The 15517-nt window shown below is 66.7% G+C and carries 6 protein-coding genes; 1 reads left to right on the top strand and 5 read right to left on the bottom strand.

All coding sequences use genetic code 11. The features are described 5' to 3' along the window. Positions 1-146 precede the first annotated feature (146 nt). The 3 genes from ppdK to CKO27_RS07965 all read right to left on the bottom strand — a co-directional run bounded on the left by ppdK (position 147) and on the right by CKO27_RS07965 (position 5894). Entirely contained in the window at positions 147-2924 is a 2778-nt protein-coding gene (gene ppdK, locus CKO27_RS07975) for a pyruvate, phosphate dikinase (RefSeq protein ID WP_200374345.1), read from the bottom strand. A gap of 154 nt (positions 2925-3078) precedes the next feature. After that, the gene (locus CKO27_RS07970; protein ID WP_200374344.1) at positions 3079-4974 is read right to left on the bottom strand and encodes a putative bifunctional diguanylate cyclase/phosphodiesterase; all 1896 of its coding nucleotides are present in this window, start codon (positions 4972-4974) and stop codon (positions 3079-3081) included. Then, complete coding sequence (locus CKO27_RS07965; protein ID WP_200374343.1) at positions 4971-5894, bottom strand: HDOD domain-containing protein; 924 nt, start codon at positions 5892-5894, stop codon at positions 4971-4973. The genes CKO27_RS07970 and CKO27_RS07965 overlap by 4 nt, the downstream gene beginning before the upstream one ends. A gap of 150 nt (positions 5895-6044) precedes the next feature. Between CKO27_RS07965 and CKO27_RS07960 the strand changes: the two genes are divergently transcribed. Next, complete coding sequence (locus CKO27_RS07960; protein ID WP_200374342.1) at positions 6045-8345, top strand: winged helix-turn-helix domain-containing protein; 2301 nt, start codon at positions 6045-6047, stop codon at positions 8343-8345. Positions 8346-8437: 92 nt separating this feature from the next. Here the strand turns inward: CKO27_RS07960 and CKO27_RS07955 are convergent, their stop codons facing one another. Both CKO27_RS07955 and CKO27_RS07950 read right to left on the bottom strand, forming a co-directional pair. Continuing rightward, positions 8438-9424: a response regulator gene (locus tag CKO27_RS07955; protein WP_200374341.1), complete on the bottom strand. Its 987-nt coding sequence runs from the start codon at positions 9422-9424 to the stop codon at positions 8438-8440. A gap of 2 nt (positions 9425-9426) precedes the next feature. Beyond that, complete coding sequence (locus tag CKO27_RS07950) at positions 9427-15123, bottom strand: PAS domain S-box protein (protein WP_200374340.1); 5697 nt, start codon at positions 15121-15123, stop codon at positions 9427-9429. Between the last annotated feature and the right edge of the window lie 394 nt (positions 15124-15517).

Raw genomic sequence — 15517 nt, 5'->3', positions numbered from 1 at the left:
TCCTGAATCAAGAAAGCCACACGAAACGAAATGTGACCGTTTAGCTACTCTCCCCAGCGGGGAGATCATGGCGCGCCTTCATTCCAAGCGGGCGACTGTCCGACCCCGGCGCGCCCCCAAACGGGGCGCGTCGGGTCTGGGGCTGGCTACTTACCGACCTTGGACTTGAGCGCCGCGTGCGCCGCGGCAAGCCGCGCGATCGGCACCCGCGGTCCGGAGCAGCTTACATAGTCCAGCCCCGCGTCGTGGCAGAAGGCGATGGAGGCCGGATGGCCACCGTGCTCGCCGCAGATGCCGACATGCAGATCCGGCTTGACCGAGCGACCCCAGTCCACCGCCAACTGCATCAACTTGCCGACGCCCTTGACGTCCAGGACGTCGAAGGGGTTGTCCTGGAGGATCTCGGCCTGGTTGTAGAGCGGCAGGAACTTGTTCTCGGCGTCCTCGCGCGAGAAGGAGAAGGTCGCCTGAGTCAGGTCATTGGTACCGAAGGAGAAGAACTCCGCCTCCTCGGCCAGCGACTCGGCGCGCATGCAGGCCCGCACCACCTCGATCATGGTGCCGAATTTGTACTTGACCGGCTTGCCATAATGCGCGGCGACCTCGGCATGGATGCTGTCGACATACGCCTTGACCTTACGCAGTTCCTGCGCGGTACAGACCTGGGGCACCTTGATCTGAGGATGGACCTCGATGCCGGCCTTGGCGCATTCGGCCGCCGCCTCCAGGATGGCGCGCACCTGCATCTGATAGATCTCGGGGAAGGTCATGCCGAGACGCACGCCGCGATGACCGAGCATGGGGTTGGTCTCGTAGAGCACCCGAACCTTACGCAGCATCGCCTCTTTCTTGGCGATCGCCTCCTCCACCACGCCTGGGTCGATCAGGCGCCGCGCGGTGTCCACCTCGTGGCGAAGACTCTCGGAGGCATGCAGCAGACCCATGGCGCCCGCCAGCACGGTCACGCCACGCGCGTTCTGCGCCAGCACCCGCAGCTCGGAGATCTCACGTTCCAGCACATGCTCGTCGGGCAGGAACTCGTGGATCGGCGGGTCGAGCAGACGGATGGTCACCGGGTTCGGCGACATCACCTCGAACAGATCGTGGAAGTCCTTGCGCTGTAGCGGCAGCAGCTTGTCGAGCGCCTCCTGACGTTCCTCGATGGTGTCGGCGACGATCATCTCGATGACGATCGGCAGGCGTTCGACATCGTTGAACATGCGCTCGGTGCGCGCCAGGCCGATGCCGACCGCGCCATAGCGGCGGGCACGCCGCGCGTCGTCCGGGGTGTCGGCGTTGGCCATGACCTTGAGCCGGGCCACCTCGTCCGACCAGCCCAGCAGGGTGTTCAACTCGGGCGTGAAGTCTGGCTCGACCGTGGGGATGGCGCCCAAATAGACCTTGCCCGAGGTACCGTCGAGCGTGATGACGTCGCCTTCCTTGAAGCTGGTGAGACCGACCCGCGCCTCGCGCCGGTTCACATCCACGCTGATCCCCTCGGCGCCCGCCACGCACGGCTTGCCCATGCCGCGCGCGACCACGGCGGCGTGCGAGGTCTTGCCGCCGCGCGAGGTAAGGATGCCCTCGGAGGCGAAGAAGCCGTGGATGTCCTCCGGCTTGGTCTCCTCGCGTACCAGGATGACTTTGTGGCCCTGCTCCTTCCCTAACTGCTCGGCGCGATCGGCGTCGAATACCGCGATGCCCGAGGCCGCGCCCGGCGAGGCCGGCAAGCCTTGCGCGACCGCGTTGGCCTTGATGGTCGGATCCAGACGCGGAAACAGCATCTGCTCCAGCGAATCGGGCGCGATGCGCAGCAGGGCCTCGGCCTTGCTGATGAGCCCCTCGCGTTCCATCTCGACCGAGGTGCGCACCATGGCGACCGTGTTCATCTTGCCGTTGCGGGTCTGGAGACAATAGAGCTGACCGCGTTCGATGGTGAACTCGAAGTCCTGCACCTCGCGGTAGTGGGTCTCCAGTTTGTCGCGCAGTTCGTCGAGCTGGTCGGCCATTTCGGGCATCTCGACCTTGAGCCGATCAATCGGCTTGGGGGTGCGGATGCCGGCCACCACGTCCTCGCCCTGGGCGTTGACCAGATACTCGCCGTAGAGCTTGTTCTCGCCGCTGGCGGGGTTGCGGGTGAAGGCCACACCGGTGGCCGAGTCGTCGCCGCGGTTGCCGAACACCATGGTCACGACATTGACCGCCGTGCCGTTGGCCATGTCCGGGGTGATATGGAACTGCTTGCGGTAATCCACCGCGCGCTTGCCGCCCCAGGAGTTGAAGACCGCCTTGATCGCGATCTCCAACTGCTGATAGGGATCGGACGGGAAGGCATGGCCCGTGGCCTCCTCCACCACCTTGAGGAAACGCTCGCAGACATCGCGCAGGTCGTTGGCGGAGAGATCCACGTCCTGCTTGGCGTGGGCGACCTCCTTGATGGCCGCGAACTCCTTGTCGAAGGCTTCGTCGGAAACCCCAAGGGCGACCTTGCCGAAGAGCTGGATGAAGCGCCGATAGGCGTCGTAGCCGAAGCGCGGATCATCGGTGGCGCGGATCACGCCTTGCAGGGTCTCGCTGTTGAGACCCAGATTGAGAATGGTGTCCATCATTCCGGGCATGGACATGGCCGAACCCGAGCGCACCGAGACCAGCAGCGGATTCTCGGGATCACCGAACCCCTTGCCGGTCTTGCTTTCCAGGGCGCGCATCTGCTCATGCACCTGCTCGATCAGCCCCGGCGGCAAGGCGCGCTTAGGCTCGTCCAGATACTCCAGGCAGGCATCGGTGGAAATCACGAAACCGGGCGGAACGTTCAGCCCGATCTGGGTCATCTCGCAGAGATTCGCGCCTTTGCCACCGAGCCGTTTCTTGTTCTTTCCATCGCCTTCCTCGAAGGCAAAGACATACTTAGCCGTGGTATCCATCGATTGGATCGCCCTCTCTCGTCGCTGGGTTTAGGGGGAAATACGGGCTCCATCGGAGCCCAGCTTGTTCGGATGCAAGCCCCCCTATTCTGTCAGACCTTGTACCGGAGATCTCAAGGAATCCGGCGATTCGCCAGCCCCCTGGCCACCTCGATCAGGAAAGCCAGCGTTCGAGCGGTTCGGGCCGACCCACCCAGAACCCTTGGGCGAAATCGACACCGATCTCGACGATCGCCTCCAGCACCCGACCGTCCTCGACGTATTCCGCGATAGTGCGTTTGCCCATGATCTTGCCGATGTCATCGATCGAGCGCACGAAGGCCAGACTCACGGGATCGCGGGCGATCTCGCGCACCAGAGTGCCGTCGATCTTCAGATAATCGACCTCCAGATCCCGTAGATAGAGGAAGGAGGAGTGCCCGCTGCCGAAATCATCCAGGGCGAATTTACAGCCGATATCCTTCAAGACACGGATGAAATGCTTGGCCGCGTCGATGTCCGAAATGGCGACGGTCTCGGTGATTTCGAAACAGATCCGCTCTGGAGACAACCCGGTGGCGGCGAACTGCTCGATGATGAAGTCCAGCAGACGGGTGTCGTCGATGGAGTGTCCGGACAGATTCACCGCGAGTTCGCTCTGCTCCAGGCCCGGCCGTCGCGCGGCGGCCAGCAACCGAAAGGTTTCCTGGATGACCCAGCGATCGAGCTTGACCGAAAGACCGCAGCGTTCCGCGAGCGGGAGGAAGGCGCCCGCGCCATGCAGGTTCCCGTCCTTATCGAGCATCCGCAGCAGGACTTCATGGATCGAGGCCGCGCCCGCCGGCTCGTTCGCGCCCGGATGCGCGGCCACGATCGGTTGGGCGAACAGCCGCAGACGATCCTCCTTGAGCGCGCTGGTCAGATGGTTGAGCATCCGGCCGTCATCCTTGAGGCATCGCTGATTGTCGACCGCCTCGCTATAGACCTGTATCGCGCCTCCGCCCTGACGGCGCGCGGCGGCGCAGGCATCGCGCGCCTGACGTAGCGCGAGGTGGCCCGCGCGCCATCCGCTCCCGATCGGGGCGAGCCCGATGCTGATACTGATGTCGTAAAGCTGACCGGCGTAGGACATGCGTTGCGCGTCGACGCCATGGACGAGGCGTTGCGCCATGGCCACCGCGTCGTCCTCGGTTTCCAGGTCGACGGCGATCCCGAATTCATCCCCGCCCAACCGGCCCAGCACGATGTCCTGACCCGCCTCGCGGCGCAGGATATCGGCGACGATCCGGAGCACGCGATCGGCGGTCTGGTCGCCACCATGGTCGCGGATCCAGCGAAAACGATCGATATCGAGGTAGAGCAGATAGGGCGACCGCCTCGGGGTCGGCCCACCGTCGAGCGCGTCTTGCAGACTCGACTCGAAGGCGGATCGACTCAGCAGGCCGGTCACTGGGTCGAGCCGGCGTCCGCGTGAAGCGGTCGGCCGATCGGGGGGCGAGGCGGCGCGCGGCCCTGAATCGGCCTGACCCGATGTGGCCGACGCGCCATCCGGGAAGCCGCGCTGACGCAGCGCGAGCGACAGGACGTCGCTATAGAGTCCGAGCAGATTCTCGTGCCAGGGCTTGAAACAATACGGCTCGCGGCTCCAGACCGCTAGGGCGCCCAAGACATGCGTGGGCGCGATGATCGGCAGAACGATCAGACTGCCATGGAGCTGGCCCGAGCGCCTGGCGAGATCGGGCTCGTAATGCGCGTAACCCACGCGCATGACACTGGCCGAAACCTCCGCGCTCACCGCCGACAGATACCGGGGCAACCCGGAGGCCGCCAGCGGTTCGAGTGTGTCGGATGAGTGGGTGTTGCGATCCGCGCGCCCCTGCTCCCCGCCCGCCGGATAGATCGCGCAGCCGTCGAATTCGCGATGCGCGATCAAGGCCCGCGCGGCCGTTTGCGGCGTACTGGAATCCCAGTCACCCGCCGCCGCGACGATCAACTCCCGCAGCGAACCGAGCGCATCGATCAGGAACAGGATTCCCGAGCCTGGCCCTGCGGGCATATTCGGGCCGTTCATGACAGACGGCTCCCCAGGACAGCCGCCAGTCGATCGATGTTGTCGACCTGCGCGCGCCACTGTTGGATGGCGCGCTCCCAATAAACCTGGGCGATACCGAGATCGCCGAGCAACAGCGACCGCTCCTCGGCCTCTTCGGTCCCCGCCGATCCGCGCGCCAGCTCGCGACTGGCGCCATTCGCCAGGTTGGTCAGGGCGACCAGGGGCCAATCCAGACCCCGGTAGCTGGCGTCGGGGTGATGGCGCATGGCCGTGCCGATGGCGGCTGGAAGGCGCCAGGCGACGGCGACTTCGCCGCCCGCCTGGGCATGATCCATACCGAGTAGCGAGCACTCGATGTCGATCAGCGAGCGGGCCGGATCCGCGTCCGCCTGTTCGAAGGCGATGTCCATCCCATCCGGCGCGACCTGCACCAGCGCCAGCAGCCCGAGATTGTGCAGCAAGCCGGCGAGGTAGGCTTCGGAAGGACTGGGCGCGTCGTCCAGCCCCACCCTGGGTGACAGAGTCTGGGCCAGGGTCGCCGCCAGCATGGCGCGCCGCCAATACCGCATCGGATCGAAGCGGGCGCTCCCCCGCACACTAAACGATTGCCCGAGAATCAGCGACATCGACAGGTCTCGGACCAGATTCAAGCCGAGCAGGCGTATGATGGCGTCCGACACATGGCGGGGAGGCATGGCGCTCTTGAAGAAGGGCGAGGCCGCGACACCCATGATCCGAGCCGCCAGTGAGGGGGTTTCCTCGATCAGTTCGACCAGACGCAGGATATTCAGCGACGGATCGGACAAGAGGTTCAGCATCTCGTGCGATCGGCGCGGCAATGGCGGCAGCGCGATCAACCCCTGAAGGCGCGTCTGGGTCGACTCACTGGCCTGGGCGCGGCGGGCGCCGGGACACTCTTCGTGATTCACGTCATTCATCGCTCGCTCTCGTCGGCGGCCCGGATTCGATGGGCGACGCCATCGATAGCAGGCGTGACGGCCAGAAGCCTGATGGCCGACCAATGCTTCGCTGATGCTTTTCTGACGGTTTTTTTACGGCCTTGAAAACAGTTGGTTGGGGATATTTCCGTGCAACCTGGCAAGACTGTTCAAGAACGCTGGATCGGGCCATGGCGGCTGATTCCGGCGCGGAATCTGCTCCAACGCGAGGGCCAGGAGATTCGTCTTGAGCCACGTCATGTGGAGCTGCTCCTGTTTCTTTCCGACCGACCGGGAGCGGTGCTCGGAACGGAGGAGATCATCGCCGGCGTCTGGAACGGACAGGTCGTCGGCGATCAATCCCTCTATCAGGCGATCGCCAAGCTGAGAAAGGCGCTCGGCGACGATGCCGCCAACGCGACCTATATCGAAACGGTGTCCAAGCGCGGCTATCGCCTGATGGCCGAGGTGGAGGATGTCCCGCCCGACCCCGCGCGGACGCCCGCTCGGCGCGACCACGCGAAGGCGGCGCCCGAGTCATCCGGGCCGTTACCTGGAGCCTGGATGGAAAGCCGCCGATGGCGGGCGATCCTGGCCGCCGCGCTCCTGGCGATCCTGGTTGGCGGATCCTGGATCTGGCTCGACGAGCCGGCGCCCGATCCGTCCGTCTACCGCACCCTGGTCGTCCTTCCCTTCGCGAGTCTTTCGCACGAGGCGTCGGATGCCTATATCGCCGAGGGATTCGCGATCGAACTCGCCAATGCGCTGGGACGGTCGAACGATCTGCGCGTCCTGGGGCCGGTGTCCTCGAAGCTGGTCAGCGAGGCACGGATCGAGTTGGCCGAGGTCGGGCGGCGCCTGGCGGCGAACGCCGTCGTCAGCGGCAGCGTCAGACGCGCCGCCGGACAGTTGCGCATCTCCGCGACCCTGACCGACGCCGCGACCGGCTATCAGCTCTGGACCCACATCTTCGACCGGGAGGACGCCGATGTCTTCGCCATCCAAAGCAGCATCGGCGAGGAGATCGCCGAGGCGCTGCATCGCACGCTCGCGGTTGGCGACGCCTCACCCTCGATCGAGGCCGAACCGGAAAGCCCGCGCGCCTATGATCTCTTCCTGCTCGGACGTTATTACCGTGCCGCGCGCTCGCCGGATTCGCTCGGGCGCGCGCTCGGCTATTTTCGCCAAGCCCAGGACATCGATCCCGGCTTCGCCCCGGCGCGCCGCGAGATGGCGGCCACCTATCTGCTGCTCTCCTTTTACGGTGATCTCCCGCTGGCGGAGGCGCTCAAGGAGTCCGAACCGCTGCTCGCGGACTGTCTGCGCGAGCACCCGGACGACGCCGAGGTCATCGGCGCCATCGGACTCTCGCATTACCTGCGCGGCGCCCATGGACTGGCCGAGGACTATCTGACGCGCGCGGTCGGGATCCAGCCCAACTACGCCGAGGGCTGGATGTGGCTCGGTCTGGCGCGGCAGCAACAAGGCCGACTGCCGGACGCCACCGCCGCCTTCGCGAAGGCGCGCGCCCTGGAGCCGCTCATGGCGACGGCGGTCGGCAATCAGGCCAAGGCATTCGCCTGGGCGGGTGATCGGACCGCAGCGCGCGAAATGCTCCTGGAGCTAGCGGCGACGGTCGTCGATCAACCCCATCTGTTTCGCGTGCTGTCCGACCTGGCGCTGGAGTCCGGCGAGCTGGTCGAGGCCCACGCCTGGGCGACCAAGGCCCTGGCGATCGACCCGAACGACGCCTTGTCCAAGGCCAACCTGGCCATGGTGCTCGGCTTTCTCGGGCAGACCGAGCCGGCGGCGACGCTGATGCTTGATGCCTGGAGCAGTTCCCAGCCCGGCCGAGCCGTGCAGCGTTACATCGATCGGCTCGGCATCGCCGCGCCAAGCCTTCTTCCCACGGATCCCGACGAGGCTTACATCTCCCGGATGCGAGAGGAGCCGGACCTGCCGGAAATCGACTGGCGTCTCGCCAACGCCCGCACCGGACTGGCACGCTATGTCGCGGGCGAGCACGCCATCGCGCGCGACCGTCTGCGCCAGGCGCTGGATGGGCGCGCCTACCCGATCGAGCGCACGGATTACGATCTCTTCCTCTGCGCCACGCTCGCGGACGCCAGCCGACGCGCGGGGGAAGCCGACGAGTCCGCCCGCTGGCTCGACCGCTGCGAAGGCGACCTGGCCGAGGCCAAGCGACAGGGCTGGAAGACCCCGCCACTGGAATACGCCGAGGCGCGCCTGCTCATGCTGCGTCAAGAGCCGACCGCCGCGCTCGAACGGCTGGACGCGCTAGTCGGCCGGGGGTTCAGGAACCTGAAACTCCTGGAGATCGATCCGGTCTTCGAGGAGCTTCGCGAGGATCCGGCGTTTCGAGAGCTTAGGGCCAGGATCGAGACCTTGATTCGACAGGCTTGGGCGGAAATCCAGGCGACCAACCATTAAGGTGATTTCCAGAAAAGAGGCTCTCTCCCCTTCCCCCGAGGGAGAAGGGCCGGAGAAGAGGGTGGGCCGGGGCGCGGCTCGCCGCCGGATCGCTACGCCTCGCGTCCATCCCATTCCGCCTTGACTTCCAGGATGCGTGCTCGGATGTCGACGAAGCATTCGATCAGACGCGGCTCGAAGTGGCTGCCGCTGCTCTCGCGCATGGTCGCGATCGCCCGCTCGATCGGCCAGGCATCCTTGTACGGTCGCTTCATGGTGAGTGCGTCGAAGACATCCGCCACCGCGACGATGCGGGCGCACTCGGGGATGGCCTCGCCCGCCAGTGCGTCCGGGTAGCCGCCGCCGTCCCATTTCTCGTGATGGCGCAGGGCGATCTCGGCGGCCAGTCTGAAGATGGGCGCATTACTCCTGGCGAGTATCTCGTGCCCGATCCGGGTATGCCGCTTCATCACCTCCCACTCGCGCTCGTCCAACTTGCCCGGCTTGCGCAGGATCTCGCCGGGGATGCCGATCTTGCCGGTGTCGTGCATGGGCGCGGCCCGCTCCAGCTCGTCACAGGCGGAAGATGTCCAGCCCAGCGCGCTAGCCAGCTCGCGGGCGTAGGCGCCCATGCGCCAGATGTGCACGCCGGTATCGGTGTCGTTGTAGTGGCCCGCCATGCCGAGCATGGCGAGCGCGTCCTGGTAGCTCTGCTCAAGCCGGGAGGTCCGCACCAGGGAGAGATGAGTGGCGACGCGCGCACGCACGATGGGCGCGGATAGCGGCTTGACGATGTAGTCCACCGCCCCGGCGGCGAAGCCGGCGGCCTCGGCGCCAGCCTCGGACAGCCCGGTGACAAAGATTACGGGGATGGCCTCGGTCGCCGGATCCGCCTTGAGGGCGCGGCAGACCGCGTAGCCGTCCATGTCCGGCATCTGGATATCGAGCAGGATCAGCGCCGGTGAGCACTTGGCCGCAGCGGCGATCGCCTCGCCACCACTGCGGGCGAATATGAGTTGGTAATCCTCGGCGAGGATCTGGCGCATGGCGGCCAGATTCGGCGGTTCGTCGTCTACGATGAGCAGGGATCCTAAGGGCATGGTCAATCCTCCAGTGAAATGTCCAGCTCGCTAGCGAGTGCGCGCGCCAAGGCCGCGCCGGCTGGTGTGTCGAAGTCCTCGATCGCCAGCCGCAAGGGTGCCAGATACGCGGCGGGCAGATGCTTGCTCAGCGCTTCCATGGCCGGCCCGGCGGCCATGGGATCGAACCGCTCGCAGGCCGCCAGCACCTGCCGAAGCAGGAGCGCCAACTGGGCGCGCACCGGCTCGGTGCGGATGCTCGGGGCGGATTCTGGTGTCGCGGACAGGGGCCTGGGCTCCTCGGGCGCGTAGCGGGCGATGGAGTCCAGCGCGGTGTCGAGCGCCTCCCGCAACGCGGCCACCAGGGCGCCGGCCTCGGTCGTCGCGCCTTGCCCCAGATGTCCCTCCAGCACCCCCGCGCGGGCGGCGACCTCGGTCAGACCGAGGTTGCCCGCCGTGCCCCTGAGCTTGTGCGCCAGTTGGCGCGCCGAGTTGGGCTCGGCGGTGGCGATGACGCCAGCGCTGTCGGCATAGGCGTGGGCGAAACGGCGCAGATACTGGCGATAGATGGCGGCATCCGACCAGAGCGCCAAGCCCTGGTCGAGCGCGATACCGGGGAATGCGGGGTCCGGGGCCTCATCGGGGCGTCGCTCGTCCAACTTGGTGTGCTCGTCAGGAGAGGTGCGCGATGGGGTGAGCGCATCGGCCCCCATCGAGGCGCGATCGTCGCCCTCGCCCGACGCCGCCCCCCTCGCTCCGGGATCGCCGTCGGTCGGGGTGAGCTGACTCTTCTCGGGGGCGCCCGGCGCATGACCCGTCAGACATCGGATCAAGGCGACCGCCTCCGGCACCTCGAAGGGCTTGGACAGAAAGGCGCTCATGCCCGCGTCCAGCGCGACGGCCTCCCGATCCTGAAGGGCGTCGGCGGTCAGGGCGACGACGGGTAGCCGGGCGATCTCCGGCGTCTGGCGGATCAACCGGGTGGCTTCATGGCCATCCATGACCGGCATGTGCACGTCCATGAGCACGATGTCCACGGCGTCCGGGTGGGCGACGAGCCAATCCACCGCCTCGCGTCCGTCGCCCGCCAGATGCACCTCGGCCCCTTCGCCGGCGAAGATGCGGCGCGCCACGTCGCGGTTGATGTCGCTATCGTCGACCACGAGCATCCGGATACCGTTCAAACGACGCTCGGCGGTCGCGGGGGACACGACGACCGAGGACGTCCCCAGCCGGCGTGCAAGCTCCGCCAGCACGGCGTCATAGAGCATTGAGGGCGTCAGTGGCTTGGCCAGCACCCCATTCACTGCCTCGACGCCCGACAAGGTTCGCACCGCCTCGATCGGGTGGGCGGTGAAAAGAAAGAGCAGGGGCACGGAGTCGGCCGACAGGGCGTCGCGAATGGCCCTGGCGGTGGCGAGACCGTCGAGTCCCGGCATCCGCCAATCCAGCAGCACGACCGCGCCTGGACCCTGAAGCCCCGGCTCTTGCAGGACTTTTCGCAAGGCTTGGTCGCCCGACTCCGCCTGCGTGGCCGACCATCCGAGCGCCTCGACCGTGATGGCCGCCGCCCCCCGGACGATGGGGTTGTCATCGGCGATCAGCACCCGCATCGGGGCGCCCCGCAGCCGGGCCGTCGGGTTCGGCTCCGCCAGATCGAAGGTCAGCTCCAGCCAGAAGGTACTGCCCTCGCCGACGACACTCTCCAATCCCATGCGCCCGCCCATCAGCTCCACCAGGCGGCGCGAGATCACCAGCCCCAGGCCCGAGCCGCCGAAACGGCGCGTCGTGGAGGCATCCGCCTGGGTGAAGGGCTGGAAAAGTCGGGCCCGAGCCTGGGGATCGATGCCGATGCCGGTATCACGCACCGAGAAGCGCAGCGCGATCCGCGACGGGTTCCGATCCAGCCTGTCGATCCGCACCTCGACCATACCCGCCGGGGTGAACTTGATGGCATTGCTGGTGAGATTGGTCAAGACTTGACCGAGCCGCAGCGGATCGCCCAGCAGGGTGCGGTCCAGGCAGTCGGGCGGCTGGATGACTAGCTCGATGGCCTTGTCGGCGGCGGTCGTGGTCATGACGGTGGCCAGGGCGTCGAGCACCTCGCCGAGCTGGAAGGGAACCCGTTCGATCTCGACGCGGCCGGACTCGATCTTGGAGAAGTCCAGGATGTCGTTGATGATCGCGAGCAGACCGCGACCGGACTGACGGATCTTGTGGGCCAGTTCGCGCGCCTCCGCCGGCAGATCCTGACGCTCCAGCAGGTAGGCGAGACCCAGCACCGCGTTCATCGGGGTGCGGATCTCATGACTCATATTGGCCAGGAACTCGCCCTTGGCCTGGGCCAGACGCTCGGCCTCGGCGCGCGCCTGCATCAGCTCGGCGGTGCGCGCCGTCACCAGCTCTTCCAGATGATGACGGTGGCGCTCCAGCTCTTCCTCATTGCGTTTGAGATGGGTGATGTCGCGCGCGATCCCCAGCACGCCGATCACCTGCCCGCCCGCGTCGTAGATGGGTGTCTTGATGGACTGCACCAGCTCCCGATGCCCATCGCTCGCGAAGATGACCTCCTCCTCGTTGCAGCTCGGACCAGCGGCGGCAATCGCGGCCAGATCGTTGGCGCGAAAGAAATCCGCCAGCTCCCGGTCGACGAAGTCGTAATCGGTCTTGCCGACGATCTCCGTCTCGGCGGCCCCGAAGAGCCGCTCGAAGCGGGGGTTGCAGGCCAGGTAGACGCCATTCGGATCCTTGAGCCAGACCAGATCGGGGAGGCTGCTAAACAGGGTTCGGAGCAGTTCCTGGCTCTCCAGCAGCGCCAGCTCGGCCTGGCGCTTCTCCGTCACATCGCGGTCCAGGCCCCGGTAGCCGAGCAGCTCGCCTGCCGCATCGAGGATAGGCATGCCGCTGGAGTGGATATAGAGCAAGCGGCCGTCCTTGTGCCGATTGAGATTCTCCAAGTCGCGGAAAGGCACGCGCCGGGCGCTGATACCAGCAAACTCGTCCGCCACCCGTGCCGCCTCCTCGGCGGGCATCAGATCGAAGGGCGTCTTGCCCAGGATTTCCTCGGCGCTGTAGCCGAGCACGTCATGGACGCTCTCGGAGGTATAGGTGAAGCGCCCTTGAGCGTCTACCTCCCACACCCAGTCGGCCGAGGCATCGACGATGTCCTGGAAGCGTCGCTGACTCTCGCGCAGATCCAGCTCGGCTAGCTTCCGGGCGGTGATGTCCTCGGTGAAGATGAGGATGCCGCCCGCCACGCCATCGGTCTGATACCAGGGGTGCATCTCCCAGCGCACCCAATGCACCCGGCCGTCGGCGCGCTCGAAGCGGTCCTCGTCGGCGCGGATCACCTCGCCGGCCAGGCCACGCCGATGCACGGCTTTCAGGGACTCGCCGATCTCGGGGAAGACCGCGTAGTGGGAGCGGCCCAGCAGGTCGACATCCAGCAGGCTGTAGTCTTCCAGCCAGCGGTGACTCACGGCCAGATAACGCATCTCGCGGTCGAACATGGCCAGCGCGGCGGGCGCATGCTCGATGAAGAGACGCAGCCGCTCCTCGCTCTCGCGCAGCGCCTGCTCCGCCTCCTTGCGCGCGCTGATGTCCTGTACCGTGCCGCGCAACAGGATCGGCTGGCCCGCCGTGTCGCGCACGGCCTCGCCGCGCGCCGTGATCCAGCGATGGCTCCCGTCCGGGCGCACCACTTCGGCGTCGTACTGATAGGCGGTGCCCTCGGCGAGCGCCTGCTCCACCGCCCGCGTCAGACCGGCCCAGCTCTCCGGGGTGAAATACCGCGCGACCTCCGGATATTGGGCGGGAGGCAGACCGGGATCGCGCCCGTAGATCTGGTAGATATCCTCCGACCAGCGATGGCGATCCGCGCGAAGATCCCACTCCCAGTGACCCAGACCGGCGATCCGCTGCGCCTCGCGCAGCCGTTCCTCACTCTCGCGCCGGGCGGCCACCGCCGCGAGGCGGGCGCTGATGTCCAGGGCATGGACGATGCGCGTCGCCTGCCGGCCGTCGTCGGAATGCGTGACGGTGATGTCCAGCAGCACGGGAAAACGCTCGCCGTTCTTGCACTGGTGCTCGGTCTCGAAGAGGTGATGCCCCCTGGCGTCCGCCTCCCGCGCCTGGGCGAGAACCTCCTCCAGGCGGTCAGGTGGGAAGAGGGCGGCGACGGGCATGTCCACCATCTCCTCCGGGCGATAGCCGCGCCGCGCCGCGAAGGCCGGATTGACGGCCAGCAGCCGTTGATGGACCGCGTCTCCGATCGCCAGATTCAGCTCGGCCTTCTCGAAGGCATTGTTCCAGAGCGCGAGCCGCGACTCCGCCAGCTTGCGCGCCTGGATGTCCTCCACCACGGAGATGAAGTAATCGGGCTCCCCGCTGTCCTTGCGCACCAGCGAAACAGTGAGATTGATCCAGACGTCGTCGCCATCCTTGCGCAGGTAGCGTTTTTCCAGGCTGTAGGTATCGATCTCCCCGGACAGCATCTGGCGCACCTGATCCAGGTCGCGGTTCAGATCGTCCGGGTGCGTGATGTCCTGGAAGGTCCGGTTCAGCAGCTCCGCCTCGTCGTATCCGACGATCTCGCACAACCGCTGGTTGACCCGCAGCCAGCGGCCATCCGGGGCGACCTGGGCGATGCCCACGGCGGCCTGCTCGAAGGTGGAGAGGAAGCGCTGCTCGGTCTCCCGCAGGCGTCCGAGCGTCGCCAGTCGCTCGGCCTGGGCTTCCTGGGTGGCGGTCGCCAGAGCGAGCTGCTGGCTGTGCCGCACCATCCGCGTCCCGGCGATGGCGATCAGGAGGGCGAGCAGCCCGGCCAGACCGATGACGGTGATCTCCAGCCCGGCGTTGGCCCGGATCTCCGCCAGATCCAGCTTGGTGGCCAGGAACCAGTCAGTGCCGGCGATCGAGTGCGCCACCCCGAGCACGGGCTCGCCACGGTAGTCGATCCCTTGCAGAACCTCGTCCCCGGAGATCTCGCCGCGCAGGAGCCGCGCCGCCAGCAGGCGGCCGCCCGCCACGGGCAGGCGCAGCTTGAGTGCCGCGTCGGCATGGAAGCGCAGCGGACTAAGGTAGCGCACCTGATCGCCGTCACGACGGAAGAGGAAGCTCTCCCCGCTTTTAGTGAGATTGGGCCAGGTCCGAAGGGTGGGATACAGCCAGCCCTCGGGGTCGGCGTGCAGAACCACGAAGGCCAGTGGCTCCGCGTTCGCGGCGAGTGGAACCACGTAGTCCAGATGGGGCCGTTGCCCGGCGTCCAGGTAGGGGCCGACCCGCCGCGACTGGCGTGCGCGCTCCGCCTCGCGCAGACCCGTCGCCAGCTCGGGCCGGGTGTCCGGAGTTGGCTCCAGGCTGGTCCAGACCAACGGCCCGTCGGCGTCGTAGAGCCTGACCGCCTCGAAGCCCCCCGGCATGAGCAGCCGGGTGAGTCGCGCCTGCATACTGGCGGCCGCCTCCGGGTCGGCACCCGTGCGCCAGCGCCGATATTCCTCCGGGAGTGTGGGGCTGGTGCGGACGAGATCGGCGTCGCCCTGGCGTTCCCGCAGCCAGTCGGCGATCTGGTGGGCTTGCATCTCGGCGACGGCCTCCAGCCGCAGGCTCTCCCGGTTGTGCTCGCCGATCAGGGCCGTGGCGATGCCGTAACCGCAGAAGATGAGGATGAGGACGATCGAGGTGAGCAGCGCGAGCCGCAGGGGGTCTCCGAGACGGGCCAACGCTTGGCGTGGACCCTCGGCGAGTCGGCATATCGGTGGCCATGAGAACACATTTCGCGCGGCGTCATGCGGCGAAGACCGTCGGCGGCGAGCGGCGCCAACTTCATCTGACATGGGTGTCGTCCATGGATCCATCTGTCATGGTCGGGCACGGAACCGGAAACAGCGATTCCGAGATCAATGCGTAGCATTACCTACTTTCATATCAGAAAATCCCTAGGAACTGAATACCATCGGGAGGCTTGGCGCATTTGATTGATGGGAATCATCGGCGCGCCGACGAGCGACCCGTTCAATTTCCACGGCGGATCCAAGGGGCATCGAGGTCACCACCTTAACCGCGCGGCCGATCCCGGTGCCAGTCTCGAAGCGGCTCGGTTCGTCAGACTTTAGA

Origin of the sequence: Thiocystis violacea, assembly GCF_016583575.1 — a bacterium.
Taxonomy (GTDB): domain Bacteria; phylum Pseudomonadota; class Gammaproteobacteria; order Chromatiales; family Chromatiaceae; genus Thiocystis; species Thiocystis violacea.
The sequence above is the reverse complement of the archived record's forward strand: the minus strand, read 5'-3'. Positions and strand labels throughout refer to the sequence as shown.

Bases quoted from the DNA above. Each gene is read 5' to 3' on its own strand.
- ppdK (WP_200374345.1), bottom strand. From the start codon at position 2,924: ATGGATACCACGGCTAAGTATGTCTTTGCCTTCGAGGAAGGCGATGGA.
- CKO27_RS07965 (WP_200374343.1), bottom strand. From the start codon at position 5,894: ATGAATGACGTGAATCACGAAGAGTGTCCCGGCGCCCGCCGCGCCCAG.
- CKO27_RS07970 (WP_200374344.1), bottom strand. From the start codon at position 4,974: ATGAACGGCCCGAATATGCCCGCAGGGCCAGGCTCGGGAATCCTGTTC.
- CKO27_RS07955 (WP_200374341.1), bottom strand. From the start codon at position 9,424: ATGCCCTTAGGATCCCTGCTCATCGTAGACGACGAACCGCCGAATCTG.